This is a genomic window from Bacillus sp. JHAA, assembly GCF_036961585.1.
Taxonomy (GTDB): domain Bacteria; phylum Bacillota; class Bacilli; order Bacillales; family Bacillaceae; genus Bacillus; species Bacillus velezensis.
This window is the reverse complement of the sequence record NZ_JBAMDE010000007.1, coordinates 151,022-163,721: the sequence shown is the minus strand read 5'-3', so window position 1 is coordinate 163,721 and position 12,700 is coordinate 151,022. Positions and strand designations below refer to the sequence as shown.

General features: G+C 46.1%; 18 protein-coding genes. 6 read left to right on the top strand and 12 right to left on the bottom strand.

Annotation, left to right across the window (positions count from 1 at the left end):
• Positions 1 to 37: 37 nt before the first annotated feature.
• Complete coding sequence (locus V7728_RS16670) at positions 38 to 988, bottom strand: ring-cleaving dioxygenase (RefSeq protein ID WP_099566671.1); 951 nt, start codon at positions 986 to 988, stop codon at positions 38 to 40.
• A gap of 324 nt (positions 989 to 1,312) precedes the next feature.
• On the opposite strand from V7728_RS16670, the gene V7728_RS16665 reads away from it, so the two are divergent.
• From V7728_RS16665 to V7728_RS16640, 6 genes are all read left to right on the top strand, one after another.
• The gene (locus V7728_RS16665; RefSeq protein WP_007407254.1) at positions 1,313 to 2,629 is read left to right on the top strand and encodes an APC family permease; all 1,317 of its coding nucleotides are present in this window, start codon (positions 1,313 to 1,315) and stop codon (positions 2,627 to 2,629) included.
• A gap of 285 nt (positions 2,630 to 2,914) precedes the next feature.
• On the top strand, positions 2,915 to 3,532 hold the full coding sequence (locus V7728_RS16660; RefSeq protein ID WP_003154804.1) for a DUF47 domain-containing protein: 618 nt from the start codon (positions 2,915 to 2,917) through the stop codon (positions 3,530 to 3,532).
• Positions 3,533 to 3,544: 12 nt separating this feature from the next.
• Positions 3,545 to 4,543, top strand: coding sequence for an inorganic phosphate transporter (locus V7728_RS16655; protein WP_007407255.1), 999 nt, complete (start codon positions 3,545 to 3,547; stop codon positions 4,541 to 4,543).
• Between the two features lie 107 nt (positions 4,544 to 4,650).
• Positions 4,651 to 5,397, top strand: a complete 747-nt coding sequence (locus tag V7728_RS16650; protein WP_007407256.1) for a type II toxin-antitoxin system SpoIISA family toxin — start codon at positions 4,651 to 4,653, stop codon at positions 5,395 to 5,397.
• Positions 5,398 to 5,568, top strand: coding sequence for a type II toxin-antitoxin system SpoIISB family antitoxin (locus tag V7728_RS16645; protein WP_003154807.1), 171 nt, complete (start codon positions 5,398 to 5,400; stop codon positions 5,566 to 5,568). It abuts the gene before it with no gap.
• A 96-nt stretch (positions 5,569 to 5,664) separates the two neighbouring features.
• Complete coding sequence (locus V7728_RS16640) at positions 5,665 to 5,790, top strand: hypothetical protein (RefSeq protein ID WP_023356844.1); 126 nt, start codon at positions 5,665 to 5,667, stop codon at positions 5,788 to 5,790.
• A 34-nt stretch (positions 5,791 to 5,824) separates the two neighbouring features.
• Here V7728_RS16640 and V7728_RS16635 read toward each other — a convergent pair whose 3' ends face one another.
• From V7728_RS16635 to V7728_RS16585, 11 genes are read right to left on the bottom strand one after another with little or no spacing between them, the layout of a single operon-like run.
• Positions 5,825 to 6,703, bottom strand: coding sequence for an N-acetylmuramoyl-L-alanine amidase (locus tag V7728_RS16635; RefSeq protein ID WP_025284614.1), 879 nt, complete (start codon positions 6,701 to 6,703; stop codon positions 5,825 to 5,827).
• 13 nt (positions 6,704 to 6,716) lie between these two features.
• Complete coding sequence (locus V7728_RS16630) at positions 6,717 to 6,980, bottom strand: phage holin (protein ID WP_003154813.1); 264 nt, start codon at positions 6,978 to 6,980, stop codon at positions 6,717 to 6,719.
• Between the two features lie 13 nt (positions 6,981 to 6,993).
• On the bottom strand, positions 6,994 to 7,257 hold the full coding sequence (locus tag V7728_RS16625; protein WP_003154815.1) for a hemolysin XhlA family protein: 264 nt from the start codon (positions 7,255 to 7,257) through the stop codon (positions 6,994 to 6,996).
• Between the two features lie 51 nt (positions 7,258 to 7,308).
• Positions 7,309 to 8,070: a phage portal protein gene (locus tag V7728_RS16620; RefSeq protein WP_099566670.1), complete on the bottom strand. Its 762-nt coding sequence runs from the start codon at positions 8,068 to 8,070 to the stop codon at positions 7,309 to 7,311.
• 56 nt (positions 8,071 to 8,126) lie between these two features.
• Positions 8,127 to 8,324 (bottom strand): XkdX family protein, encoded by a 198-nt coding sequence (locus tag V7728_RS16615; RefSeq protein ID WP_007610833.1) that lies wholly within the window; start codon positions 8,322 to 8,324, stop codon positions 8,127 to 8,129.
• 4 nt (positions 8,325 to 8,328) lie between these two features.
• Positions 8,329 to 8,700, bottom strand: coding sequence for an XkdW family protein (locus tag V7728_RS16610; RefSeq protein WP_099566669.1), 372 nt, complete (start codon positions 8,698 to 8,700; stop codon positions 8,329 to 8,331).
• Between the two features lie 12 nt (positions 8,701 to 8,712).
• The gene (locus tag V7728_RS16605) at positions 8,713 to 10,344 is read right to left on the bottom strand and encodes a hypothetical protein (RefSeq protein ID WP_052827325.1); all 1,632 of its coding nucleotides are present in this window, start codon (positions 10,342 to 10,344) and stop codon (positions 8,713 to 8,715) included.
• A gap of 2 nt (positions 10,345 to 10,346) precedes the next feature.
• On the bottom strand, positions 10,347 to 10,619 hold the full coding sequence (locus V7728_RS16600; protein WP_003154822.1) for a hypothetical protein: 273 nt from the start codon (positions 10,617 to 10,619) through the stop codon (positions 10,347 to 10,349).
• On the bottom strand, positions 10,616 to 11,194 hold the full coding sequence (locus V7728_RS16595) for a YmfQ family protein (protein ID WP_099566668.1): 579 nt from the start codon (positions 11,192 to 11,194) through the stop codon (positions 10,616 to 10,618). Before V7728_RS16595 ends, V7728_RS16600 begins: the two co-directional genes overlap by 4 nt.
• Entirely contained in the window at positions 11,178 to 12,224 is a 1,047-nt protein-coding gene (locus V7728_RS16590; protein ID WP_060561805.1) for a baseplate J/gp47 family protein, read from the bottom strand. The genes V7728_RS16595 and V7728_RS16590 overlap by 17 nt, the downstream gene beginning before the upstream one ends.
• Complete coding sequence (locus V7728_RS16585; RefSeq protein WP_025284611.1) at positions 12,217 to 12,642, bottom strand: DUF2634 domain-containing protein; 426 nt, start codon at positions 12,640 to 12,642, stop codon at positions 12,217 to 12,219. Before V7728_RS16585 ends, V7728_RS16590 begins: the two co-directional genes overlap by 8 nt.
• Between the last annotated feature and the right edge of the window lie 58 nt (positions 12,643 to 12,700).

The window sequence follows — 12,700 nt, the reverse complement described above, 5'->3', positions numbered from 1 at the left end:
CCCGTCAAGCCGGGAGGCATCTGTCATGATTTCTGATTTACTGTATCGGTTTCAGCCGTGCTTCTATTTCAGAACGGCGGTGTTCGAGATAAGGCGGGAGCGCAACCGTTTTGCCTAGCTCTTCAGGTTTTTCATCAACCATAAATCCCGGACCGTCTGTTGACAATTCGAACAGAATTCCGTTCGGCTCCCGGAAGTACAGCGCTTTGAAATAATAACGCTCTACAATGCCTGAGTTGCTGAAACCTTCTTTCGTAATGATGCGGTGCCATAAAGCAAGCTCCTCTTCATTCTGAACGCGGAAGGCCACATGGTGGACGCTGCCTTTTCCAGGACGCTCGCGCGGAAGATCGTTTCTTTCAATGAGATGGACTTCTGTGCGCGCGCCTCCGTTTCCGGATTCGAGCACCGTAACCGTGCCCCGGTCTTCATGCGTTTCTTTCCCGATTTCAGTGAAGCCCAGCACATCGGTTAACACACGCAGCGTCGGTTCTGCATACGGGACGGTCAATTCAACGGGACCAAGACCGCGGAAAGAATATTCTTCCGGTATGCCGCTTTGCTTCACCGCTTCACCGATGTCTTTTCCTTTTTCGTCAGCTGTCAGCACAAGCCGCTGTCCTTCATGATCCCAAAAAGCGAGTGTGTCCCTGCCCGCTATTGTCATGATGTCGCCATGAGCGACCTGATGCTCTTCAAATCGTTTTTTCCAATATTGAAGCGCTTGTGCATCCGGGACACGCAGGCCGATTGAAGAAATACTGTTTGTTCCCGCATGAAACGGCGCGATCCGCGGAATCTCGAAAAACGTCAATTCAGATCCCGGATTGGCTGCTTCATCACCGTAAAATAAGTGATACATCGTCGGTTCATCTTGGTTTACGGACTTTTTCACAAGCTTCAATCCCAGGATGTTCCGATAGAAATCTAAATTTTTCTGCGCATCAGCCGTCAATGCTGATACATGGTGTATTCCATTAACTTTCATTATGTTATCCTCCAGTCAATTATCTCGATTTCGAGATATTTTATATATATACAATTTATGTTATCCGGATCGCAAAGTCAACCCATCTGCTTCACAGACGGTCTGCAGACTGTCGCTCTCCAAATAACGAACCTTCGATATTAAAAAACCATTAATGTTCGCTTTTAAAACAGTATTTTTTCCTTCTCAAAAGCAGAAACCTTTATCTTTTAGGGAAAACAACAAAATCAGAAAATTTATTTTATTCGTGTTTCAGCAATTAGGGTTTACAATATGGAAAATAGTTTTTTCAGCATGACGATTTTACATCTGGAGGGATAGGATATGCAGATTGAAGAGAACGGACTTAAAAAAGAGATCGGCCTTACCATCGCCCTCTCACTTGTTATCGGCACCATCATCGGTTCCGGCGTATTTATGAAACCAGGCGCCGTGCTTGCCTACTCCGGTGATGCGAAAACTGCGCTTATCGCGTGGCTGTTAGGAGGCATTTTGACGCTTGCCGGCGGCTTGACCGTTGCGGAAATCGGCACTCAGATTCCGAAAACGGGCGGACTTTATACATATCTAGAAGAAGTGTACGGCGAATTTTGGGGCTTTTTGTGCGGATGGGTTCAAATTATCATTTACGGCCCCGCCATTATCGGAGCAATCGGCTTGTATTTCGGCTCTTTGATGGCGCACTTGTTCAATTGGGATTCCGGCTGGTCTAAATTGATCGGGATTTCAGCCGTTTTGTTTTTAAGCATCATTAACATTATCGGAACGAAATATGGCGGCATCGTCCAGGGAATTACGACTGTCGGCAAATTGATTCCGATTATCTGCATGATCGTGTTCGGCCTTTGGAAAGGCGATCAGCATATTTTCACAGCCGTTACAAGCAGCATGTCGGACATGAATTTCGGCGCTGCCATACTGGCCACCTTGTTTGCTTATGACGGCTGGATTCTGCTTGCGGCACTCGGCGGCGAAATGAAAAATCCGGAAAAGCTGCTCCCGAGAGCGATGACGGGCGGACTGCTGGTCGTCACCGCCATTTATCTTTTCATTAACTTTGCGCTGCTGCACATTCTTCCTGCGACCGACATCGTCAAACTCGGTGAAAATGCGACCGGCACCGCTGCCGGAATGCTATTTGGCGACATCGGAGGAAAATTGATCAGCGTCGGAATCATCGTCAGCATCTTCGGCTGTTTAAACGGAAAGATTCTCGCTTTTCCGCGTGTCTCATTTGCGATGGCGGAACGGAAACAGCTGCCGTTTGCCGGACAGATTTCGCGGGTGCACCCGACGTTCCGCACCCCGTGGATTGCCGTGTCATTTCAGATCGCGCTGGCCATTATTTTTATGATCGCCAGCAATCCCGATAAGCTGTCTGAAATCTCTATTTTCATGATTTATATTTTTTACGTCATGGCCTTTTTCGCCGTGTTTATCCTCAGAAAAAAAAGCGGCGGAAAACCGCGCGCCTACAGCGTGCCTTTGTATCCGATCATTCCTGTTTTGGCCATCGCGGGTTCACTGTTTGTGCTGATCAGCACGATCATTACAGATACACTGAGCTGCGTGCTGTCCCTCTTGATCGGCCTCGCCGGGCTGCCGCTTTATTTTTGGCTGAAAAACGGCAGAAAAAACTGACAAAAACGGTTCCTTTTACGGGAGCCGTTTTTTTTCTGGCAAAATCACGTGCAAAAGTTGACAGCAAATTCACATCTTTTGTTATACTTTTTAAGCAAGATGTCTGAATTCGAAGTATGTTACGTTTTTTTGGCGAAGTGGGTAACATAAGAAAAACAGGATGAGACACGTTTTTACGAAAAAATCAAGAGGCGTTTTTTTCGACTTTATCTGTTTTTTTTCGACAAAAGGCTATATAATAATTTGATGTGTGCATTGTCTCATTCAAACAATGGAGGGTTTTTAATGATAAAAAGAAAAAAAGATAAGTTCTCACTCCTTTTAACAGAAATCGCAAAAAACATAGACGAAACCGCAGAATATTTTGTCAACTTTAAAGTGACGAACCAGACGACTTTAAAGGAATTTGCCGATACGTTAAAAGAGTTTGAAACAAAAGGAGATAATCATGTTCATGTTATGATTAAAGAGCTGAACAAAGCTTTTATCACTCCCATTGAACGTGAAGACATCCTTGAGCTGACAAACAGCCTCGATGACGTGCTTGACGGAATCGAACATTTTTCAGCAATGATGGAGATTTTCTCGATCACTTCTTCCGATGAGCATATCGATAAGTTCAGCGGATACATCAGAGAGTGCGCGAAGGAAATTTTAATCACGATTGAACTTCTTGCAGAAAACCGATTGAAGGACATTCACCCTCACGCCATTAAAATTAAGGAATACGAGCACAGCTGTGATAACCTGCACCGTAAATCATTAAAAAATCTGTTCGGCACAGAAACCGATCCGATTAAAGTGATTCAGTACCGCGAAATTTACGAAACGCTTGAGGAAATTGCCGACTCTTGCCAAAGCGTTGCCAATAACCTTGAAACCATTATTATGAAAAACGCGTAACGAGGGGTTATAATGGATACTCTATTACTTTTAACGATATTAATTGTCATATGCGCTTTGGTATTTGACTTCATTAACGGATTTCACGATACCGCAAACGCAATCGCCACCTCAGTTTCGACAAAAGCGCTGAAGCCGCGGCACGCAATCGTTATGGCCGCCATCATGAACTTTCTCGGAGCGATGACATTTACCGGTGTGGCGAAAACCATTACAAAGGACATTGTGAATCCTTATACATTAGACAACGGGTCAGTTGTCATTCTGGCGGCTTTACTCGCCGCAATCGTCTGGAACTTGATCACATGGTATTTCGGCATTCCGAGCAGCTCTTCACATGCGATTATCGGAGCGATCGCCGGAGCGGCCATTGCAGCGTCAGGTTTTGCAACGCTTAATTATAAAGGGTTCATTAAAATTATCGAAGCACTTATTTTATCACCGATCATCGCCTTTGTTCTCGGCTTTATCGTATATTCGATCGTGAAGCTGATTTTTAAAGACAGCAATCTGGCGAAAACAAATAAACGCTTCCGCAGAGTGCAGATTTTGACGGCTGCCATTCAGTCCTATACACACGGAACGAACGACGCGCAAAAAGCGATGGGTATCATTACGATGGCGCTTATGACGGCCAATTTACATAAAAGTGATGCCATTCCTTTTTGGGTGCAGCTCTCTTGTGCCCTGGCAATGGGTCTCGGCACATCCATCGGCGGCTGGAAAATCATTAAAACCGTCGGCGGAAAAATTATGAAAATCCGTCCGGTAAACGGCGTATCTGCCGACTTAACCGGCGCAGCCATTATTTTCGGGGCCACGTTTATTCATCTCCCTGTCAGCACGACGCACGTCATTTCGTCTTCCATTCTCGGTGTGGGCGCTTCCCACCGCGTAAAAGGCGTAAACTGGGGAACGGCTAAACGGATGCTCATTACATGGGTCATCACCCTGCCGATTGCAGGTACACTCGGCGCCATCGCCTTTTTCATCTTAGATCTCTTTTTCTAATGACGGCATCCGCTTCTTTACAGAAGCGGTTTTTTTTGTGACAGGAAAATGATGTCATGACATAGAATGAACATAGCAGACCATTTTTCAAATTGTGAGGGATGCTCATGCTTTTGTTTTTTCAGATCATGGTGTGGACGATGGCGGCCGCGCTCATTTTATATGTGTACGCATCCTGGCGGTATGAGGCAAAGGTAAAAGAAAAAATGTTTGCCATCCGTAAAACGTGGTATTTACTATTTGTACTGGGCTCCATGGTCTATTGGACATATGATCCTGAATCGCTCTTTGCCGCATGGAGACAATATTTGATTGTTGCCGTCTGCTTTGCCCTTATTGATGCGTTTATCTTTTTGAGCGCGTATATCAAAAAGCTCGCCGGCAATGAATTAGAGACGGATACGCGGGAAATTTTAGAAGAAAATAACGAAATGCTTCACTCCTATCTTGAAAAACTGAAAACCTATCAATATCTGTTGAAAAATGAACCGATCCATGTATATTATGGAAGTACAGAAGCTTATGCGGAAGGCATCAGCAGACTGCTGGCCGCTTATGCCGAAAAAATGAATGTCACGGCTTCCTTGTGCGACTATTCCGCACAATCGGATAAGGACCGCTTGACGGAGCATATGCCTGATGCGGCGGACGTTCAGTCCCGTCTTAACCGTAAAGATGTCTACTATGATCAAAAAGGCAGGCTTGTGCTTATTCCGTTTACAGTCCAGAACCGCCATTACGTGATCAAACTCACGTCGGAAAACCTGTTGACGGAATTCGATTATTTGCTTTTCACATCGCTAACGAGCATTTATGATTTAATGCTGCCAATAGAAGAGGAAGGTGACGGTTAAATGGAGCAGGCATTTCAAAACGGGCAGCCGGAACAAAGAGCGAAACCGTTCAAAATGTTTAAAAAACGTTCAATGACAAGTATCGCAAGTTACCAGGTCAGCCCTCATACCGCCAGAATTTTCAAAGAAAACGAGCGGCTGATTGACAAGTATAAACAAAAAAAAGCTTGATTACACTAAGGACAGGAGACACGGCTCTTGTCCTTATTCCTTTTTTCCTTATCTTTCATATAATAAAACCAACAAAGAGATGCGACAGGTGATGATGTGAAGAAAATTGTCAGGCGCGTAAAGTTTGTGGATTACGGACGCTTCGGGCTTTCCGCTTATTCGCTGAGGATGCGGGCGAGGAATCTCAGGCTATTGAACCGGTTAAAAAAGAAAAAAGGCTGAATCCCGCAATGTGAACGGGACTCAGCCTTTTTTGTTAAAGCTGCATCAGAATTTTCGCTTTTACAGCGGGGCCGTAGACGCCGTCAGACGTCAGTCCGTTTACAGATTGGAAGCGGGCCACGGCATCTGCGGTTTTCGGACCGTAGATACCGTCAATTCCGTTATTGACAGCTCCTTTTTCAGGATAGAAATAAAGCGCGGCGAGCGCGTTTTGCACCTGGTATACCTTTTCGCCGGACGTGTACGGCTCTGTCAGCTGAATCACCTCGTCCGGAAGAGAATACAGTGCTTCAACCGGCGGGCTGACGATCAGTACTTGTCCGACTTTAATCAGGTTCGGGTCAGCGATGTTATTCCATTTCTGCAGATCGGCCACGCTGACGCCGAATTTCCGCGCGATCGCTGACAGCGTATCTCCTTTTTGGACGGTATACGTCTGTCTTTCCCCAGAACCGATTCCAGCTTTAAACTCATCCCATGTATCCAACAGTCTTCTCGGACAAAGCTTTCCTGACCAATGCTTGTGCGCAACGACATTTGCAAGCGGGATGCCGTGCGAGGTCATTAATGTGCGGATGAGCCATTGGGCGTTTGCCACGGCCTGTGAAAAGTTGCCGTCTGCGTTTTCACAAATTTCAATACCGATGGATTTACGGTTGCCGTCCCCGTTTCCGTCACCGGCATGCCAGCCGCTTTCGTTCAGCGGAAGATGCTGATAAATTTCCGTATCATCGACTGTGAAATGCCAGCTTGTCGGTGTATCGGGATTTTTCACATAGCTTGCGTGACTTTTGGCGTTAGCTCCGACTGCAGTATTGGCTGTATTGTGCACCGTAATGTAAATCGGTGTCATTGCATAGCCTGGGCGGTTATTGTTTCCTGCCGGGATAAAATCCTGTGTGATTTTTACCATATTCTCATCTCTCCTATTTCGATAAATTGTTTATTTTTAATAAAGCCTGCTGTTTTTTCCCTTTTGCTGTAACGTAATTGTTTTTAAACCAGGCGGCGGCAGTCGTTATGATTGTAAAAACGGCCGACCCGGCGGCATACAGCGTATCTGCAAGCTGGCTGACCTGGTCCTCCTGAATATTCAGCGGCGATTTGCCGAACATCAGCAAAGTTTGATTCAATAAAGCAAGCAAAAGAAGCACCGTCCTGACGACCGTGCCTTTGTCCGCGAATTTCATATCGGTTTCCCCCTTACTTTTGCAGCAGATTGTACATGATGGCGATGGCTCCGCCAATGACGCCCGTGCAGATTGCTGTCACGATCGCTCCTGTAATGGTCCGCTTAATCCATGTTGTGTTTTCGTCAATTTTGTTCAGTTTTTCATTCAGCGTCATGATTTGCTGATCCTGCCGGTCGGATACCCGCTCTAATGCGGCTACCCGCTGTTCAAGCACCTTTTGTTCACCTTTGATGCCTGCGAATTCTTTTTGCACCGCTTGTTCATCCAGAAGCACTTCCGCTCCCCCCTCTTACATTGTTCTCACCTCCCTTCGGAAGCTTCATTCTTACGAAAATGCCGTGCCTTTGACAGAAAGGCTCCCGCCGGAAATGCTCTGGATTTCCATGACGATTTCCTTAAAGCCGGCAATATCAAATGACCACACTTCTTCTGTGCCTGACGTACCGGCGGCTGATGTCCCGTCATCAGACCTGATTCCTCTGATCGGCACGTTTTTTCCCGAGATGGATCTCCCCCAAAACGCGACATGGCCCGACTCAGCCGTGCCGGTGATTTCGACGAGAAGTTTTTTCCAAGCGCCCGCCGAGAAGATGCTTCCCTCGCCCGCCTCTGCTGCATTTTCATGAAAAATCACGTCTGTATATGAAAACGCCATATCACCGCCCGTACCGACAGATTGGTATAAAACAAATTCGGACTGCTTTTGATTTCCGTTTTCAAAACGGAACCGGTAATATCGTTTTGTCAGGCAGACCCACCCCGAAGCGGTCAGCACTCCGCCTTTGACTGCGACAAAATGTGAAGCTGTCCACGAATTGTTATCCTCGCTCTCTTCGATAAAAAGAGTTCCGCTGCGGTCCGAATAAGCCCACCCCTGTACTCTGTCTATTAAGACGGCTCCTAAACGGTCTTGTCCGAATTGGCTGTAAACTTCAATCGCTTCTAGCGGCGTATTGGTAAGAAGCTCTGCCACTCCGGACAAATCAGCAACAGGTGTGACATAATCGTTTTTGTTACCGCGATAAGCTTTTACGGCGCCGGGTCTGCCAAGTTGATCGGCGGGAAATTCAAATGAATGCTTTTTCATCGGCCGTCCTCCTTTTCTCATTTATTAAAAATGACAAATAAAAAAAGCCGTTTGGCTTATGACACAGCATTTTTATAATTTTCGTATGTTTCACCCGTTATTTCTTGAAATTCCTCAGGCGTGATATACTTCGCGGCCACACCTTCAGCCAGATCTTCGGCAGAGCAGTCATCATAGCCCATAGCTTGTTTGACCATTTCTATTGAGGCCCACTTATAAAACAAAGCGTAAACCCAAAAGTTAAGTCTCTTCATTTTTTCATTCTCCTTTTACGTTTAATAATTCTAATTTTAAAGACGCTAATTGCCTGCCGAGTGACTGCTGCGCTTGTTCGGCTGCTTTTCTGGCCAATTTCTCATTCGCCAGCTGTCCGCCGAGGCCTGCAAGCTGGTTTGAATCGGGAGCCGTATCTTTTTTTAAGCTGTCTTTATATGCTTCGCCAGCGGTTTCCACCCATTCTTGTTTCTCTTCATCAAAAAATGGGCGCCACATGCCTTCGCCGTTTATTTCCGGCGGAAAGTCCGCAGCGTTAGGCGGCAGCATATAATTTCCTGTCTCAGAATCCGGATAAAGCTCAACCGGAGTGCCTGTATAAATGTTGTTATTGTCATACGGAAATATTAATTTCATATTCTCGCTCCTTTACGTGAGTGCCAAAACAAGGTCAATATAATAGCCGTTCACATTACTTTCTATATTGGCCATAATTCCCGTCAGCTTCATATCTCCATTAGAATAAATAATAAATTTGCTGTAACCGGTGGTGCCGCTGGCTGCAACCATCGTCACAACGCCTTTGGCCGGCGCACAAGAGGATGGCACACTCCCGAATACCACTTCTCTGTCCGTAAGAACGTGTCCGTTCAGGTGAAGGGTGTTTCCCACTTTGCGGTATTGAAGCGGCCTGTCTCCTGATTTAGCGCCATTTTTATAAGGAACATTGATCCAAGGTACATTCTCAGTATCAAGTTCAGTAATGAGGCGACGCCAGCCCTGCCAGCCCAAGTTCAAATCCAAATAGTTCGTGAACATATTATTTTTATAATCGACGGCAATGACATACCCAAACGTTCCCTTTCCCTCACTGTCAAGAGAGGTAAAATGAAACATGCCGCGGGTCGAAGCGCTGCTCGGACTGTCTGCCGCTTTGCCGGTTGAATAAAAGGTGCCGAACGCCCTGCCGTTTTTAACGATTTTTTCAAGAAAGTTATCATCATCACCAATTGTAAGAAGATAGCCGCCGTTATCGTTTGTTATTTTCGAAAGCTGTGCCCCGTTCCACATATTTTTATCCGCCTGTGTGACATGGATGTCTTTTTTATTAGCGTGAGCGTCTACTAGTTTTTGTACAGCTTCTGTGTTGTCCAACTCAACCCAATCACTCCAAACATTATTTGCCAAAGACTTACGGAATGTTCTGTTGTCATTTGTCATGGCAAGAACATGACCATATGACTTTCCGACACTGCAGGTCCAAAACCCGCGTCCGCCTGCAGGAGGGGTATTCGCCGCAGTTTTTTCATATGAGAAATAGGTCAATGAAGGATAATTTAACAATTCAGCATGAAGATCAGTTGTGACATTAAATAACGGCTGGCCGTCATCATTCGAAATTTTATTTAACTGCGCATTGTTCCATTTATCCTTATCAGATTTTGTTACGTGAATATCTGTTTTATTAGCATGTGCATCGACCTTTGACTGCGATCCTTCCACTGACTCAAACTCACGCCATGACGTCCAAGAATCCGAGCCTGAGATTTTATTACGCATAAACTTTCGGCGGCCTGACGACGTTGAGTCGCTGCTGCTATAGGACGTATATTCCTGATAAGCATACGTTCCGTAGTTGTGAACAAACAAATACCCGTTATTATTCACTGGCGCGTTTAATGCGGTCGTGACACTGCTCATATAATATAAACCTGTATCCGTTACCGTATTAAAGTCAGCACCGCTTCGATACTTTGCCAACCCATTATCTTCCGTTAATTTAAACAGCTGTCCTGCATTCCATGTATCCTTCTCAGCTTTCGTCACATGCCGGTCCAGATCTTGATTGTGCTGATCAAAATCTTTCTTTGCTGCCTGCTGGACATTGTCCACGTTTCCGAGGCCGATTTGCGCCTTTGTCGTTTTGTGCGGGTTGTTCATGTCGTTTTTATGGGCCGCCAGATCCGTGTGTGCGTCATTTATGCCTTTTTCCCAGCGGTTGACGTCATCTTCGTTAATCGGATCGTCCGGAAGCCAGTCTGTTTTTTCTTCGTAAGCCATCGTTACACCACCTCAAAGGTAAATCTTAAATCAAGCGTTCTGTTATTGCTGAGATCTAAATTTGTTTTTCGTTCTGTGATGACGCTTCCTGTTTCGTCAAGCATCTGCACGGTTTCAATGTGTTTGACGTCTTCTTCCCTGCGTGTGAGAACGGTGACTGCGGCATCTTTTACGGAAATGTCCGCAATCGGAGTTTCTTTTCCGTTTAACAGCACTTTTGTGATCCTGTTTTTCAGATCGGCTGCGGCACGCTGTCTGTAAGCGGCTGATATCATGGTAAGACCACCTCGTTATTGTTGAGTGTGACGGAATAACCGACCTTCAGTTCACTGACTTTTCGGTATCTCCGATTGTTGAGAATGACCCGGTCTTTGATTTCCAGTGTTTCGTTTAATGCGGCTCTCAGTGTATACGCCAAATGAGCAGGTTTGATTTTTTCAAGCGTTTCAATCAGCTCGTTCATGTGCTGCAGGTCATCAAGCCCGATATCGGCATAAAAACGATACTGCCCCGGAAACATCCGAACGTAAGCTGACGGATGTTTTAAAAAACGGTTTAGCGCCTGCTCGATCGCTTGATGTGTGATGGGCGGAATATTCGACATCTTTGAAATCAGCCTGAGCCGTCTCATATCCTCCGTGTCACCTGATTCCCGCGGTATTTTTAATATTTTTTCCCAGCGTTCAAGCCCCCACGTCGCCGTCGTGATAAAGAGCTGATCTGTCAAATCGAAAATATCGTTATTCTGCCGCTCAAACTCGGGAGCTTCCGCCTCAAGCAGTTGTGCCATCTCCTTTAATCGGGTTAAAAACGGCGGGAGGTACGCCATCATCTCATCGAGTCTGCTCAAGGATTGTCACCTCTTTGAGTTTAGGAATTTCCACGTCACTGAGCACGAGGTTTTCCGCCGCACCGTTCATTTTGATATCGGCGTAGTCACTGACGGATGCCGAGTTATAAACGATGTTGTTAATTTGTGATAAACGGACGGTGTTTTCTTCAAAAGCCATTTTCTTAAATAAATTCAGGACGCCTTTTTCAATCTCCGCTTTCACGTCATCGATCGAGCTGTTCAGCTCAGGCAGCACGGAAGCGGAGATTTCGATTTCCTTCCATACGGCGCTTTCCACCGTTACTGCCGCTCCGATCGGCGCCTGTCCTTCTCCCTGCCCTTCGTCCGGATCAATATAATCCTTTACTTTTTTGATCAGAATATCTGATGCCGGTTCCAAATTCGCATTTGTGATGACAACCTTCACCGTTCCGGCTCCGTTCCAAAGCGGAAAGATTTTCGCCCTGCCGACGCCATCAACCTCTTCGGCCCATTGTTTATAGTGCTGTTTATTTGCGCTGACTGCTTCCCGGCGGACACGGGTAAAATAGCGCGCCCTTAAGCTGTTGTCGTCTTCTTCCTCACGGCCGGGAATTAATATATCGCGCACGACTGCTTTCTCAAGCCCGGGTATCGTATCAAGCGGCAGCAGGTTCTGCCCTGAAATGCCGGCATTGCCCGCTTCACCGGCTGTTTCACATTCAAGCGTTCCATCCCCCGTATATTGAAAATACAGGTTATCAACGAAGAAACGGGAGCCTGGCGGAATGGTGATGCCCGCTGTGAATTCTCCGGCTCTGACCGCTTTTGTGGCAGGTGTTCGTTCAATTCCCGCTTCAGCAGCCCGCCTGTCCAGAAATTCTCCCTGAGCCGTATCGGAAAACACGAGCTCCAGCACGGTATCAAGCCAAATATAAGACTTTGCGAGCTCAGCGGCCGCAGGCGCGAGCGCATTGTAAATGACGCTGCCTTCTCTCGTATCAATATCTGCCGTAATGCGCGCCAGCATTCTGTCCATAATGTCGTCAAACGTCTGAGCTTCAAACATCCTCACCCAGCACCTCCTCTATCTCAAGCATGCCCTCATCAGTTTCAACGGTAAAAAAGACGATGAAGGCATCATCTTTTTTCTCAATCTCAAAATTGGTAACGGCCAAAATACGGTCATCATACAGCAAGGCTTCTTCTATCAGTCTTGGAATCTCCATTTTTTTATAAGCATCCGTCGTGTTCTGATCTGAAAGCACTTCCTGAAGTTCGTTTCCAATATCATGGCTGAAAACCGAATATGAATACCGTTCTGTGTGAAGAGCGATATAGACGAATTGTCTGATTGCGTCCAGTCCGTTTATCAGTTCATTGGTAATTCGGTTGTTTTCAAAATCAATTCGGTAGGTTTGTGAAGTCTCAACGGCCTCACTCGCATCCTCCAAATCTTCAAATTCGATTTCCGGTGTCAGGGCCATTGCACCCGCTCCTTTTAGATTTGTTCATGTAAAAAAGCCCTCTTCGGCAGATGAAGCG

Bases quoted from the DNA above. Each gene is read 5' to 3' on its own strand.
- V7728_RS16670 (WP_099566671.1), bottom strand. From the start codon at position 988: ATGAAAGTTAATGGAATACACCATGTATCAGCATTGACGGCTGATGCG.
- V7728_RS16665 (WP_007407254.1), top strand. From the start codon at position 1,313: ATGCAGATTGAAGAGAACGGACTTAAAAAAGAGATCGGCCTTACCATC.
- V7728_RS16660 (WP_003154804.1), top strand. From the start codon at position 2,915: ATGATAAAAAGAAAAAAAGATAAGTTCTCACTCCTTTTAACAGAAATC.
- V7728_RS16655 (WP_007407255.1), top strand. From the start codon at position 3,545: ATGGATACTCTATTACTTTTAACGATATTAATTGTCATATGCGCTTTG.
- V7728_RS16650 (WP_007407256.1), top strand. From the start codon at position 4,651: ATGCTTTTGTTTTTTCAGATCATGGTGTGGACGATGGCGGCCGCGCTC.
- V7728_RS16645 (WP_003154807.1), top strand. From the start codon at position 5,398: ATGGAGCAGGCATTTCAAAACGGGCAGCCGGAACAAAGAGCGAAACCG.
- V7728_RS16635 (WP_025284614.1), bottom strand. From the start codon at position 6,703: ATGGTAAAAATCACACAGGATTTTATCCCGGCAGGAAACAATAACCGC.
- V7728_RS16630 (WP_003154813.1), bottom strand. From the start codon at position 6,980: ATGAAATTCGCGGACAAAGGCACGGTCGTCAGGACGGTGCTTCTTTTG.
- V7728_RS16620 (WP_099566670.1), bottom strand. From the start codon at position 8,070: ATGAAAAAGCATTCATTTGAATTTCCCGCCGATCAACTTGGCAGACCC.
- V7728_RS16615 (WP_007610833.1), bottom strand. From the start codon at position 8,324: ATGAAGAGACTTAACTTTTGGGTTTACGCTTTGTTTTATAAGTGGGCC.
- V7728_RS16610 (WP_099566669.1), bottom strand. From the start codon at position 8,700: ATGAAATTAATATTTCCGTATGACAATAACAACATTTATACAGGCACT.
- V7728_RS16605 (WP_052827325.1), bottom strand. From the start codon at position 10,344: ATGGCTTACGAAGAAAAAACAGACTGGCTTCCGGACGATCCGATTAAC.
- V7728_RS16600 (WP_003154822.1), bottom strand. From the start codon at position 10,619: ATGATATCAGCCGCTTACAGACAGCGTGCCGCAGCCGATCTGAAAAAC.
- V7728_RS16590 (WP_060561805.1), bottom strand. From the start codon at position 12,224: ATGTTTGAAGCTCAGACGTTTGACGACATTATGGACAGAATGCTGGCG.
- V7728_RS16585 (WP_025284611.1), bottom strand. From the start codon at position 12,642: ATGGCCCTGACACCGGAAATCGAATTTGAAGATTTGGAGGATGCGAGT.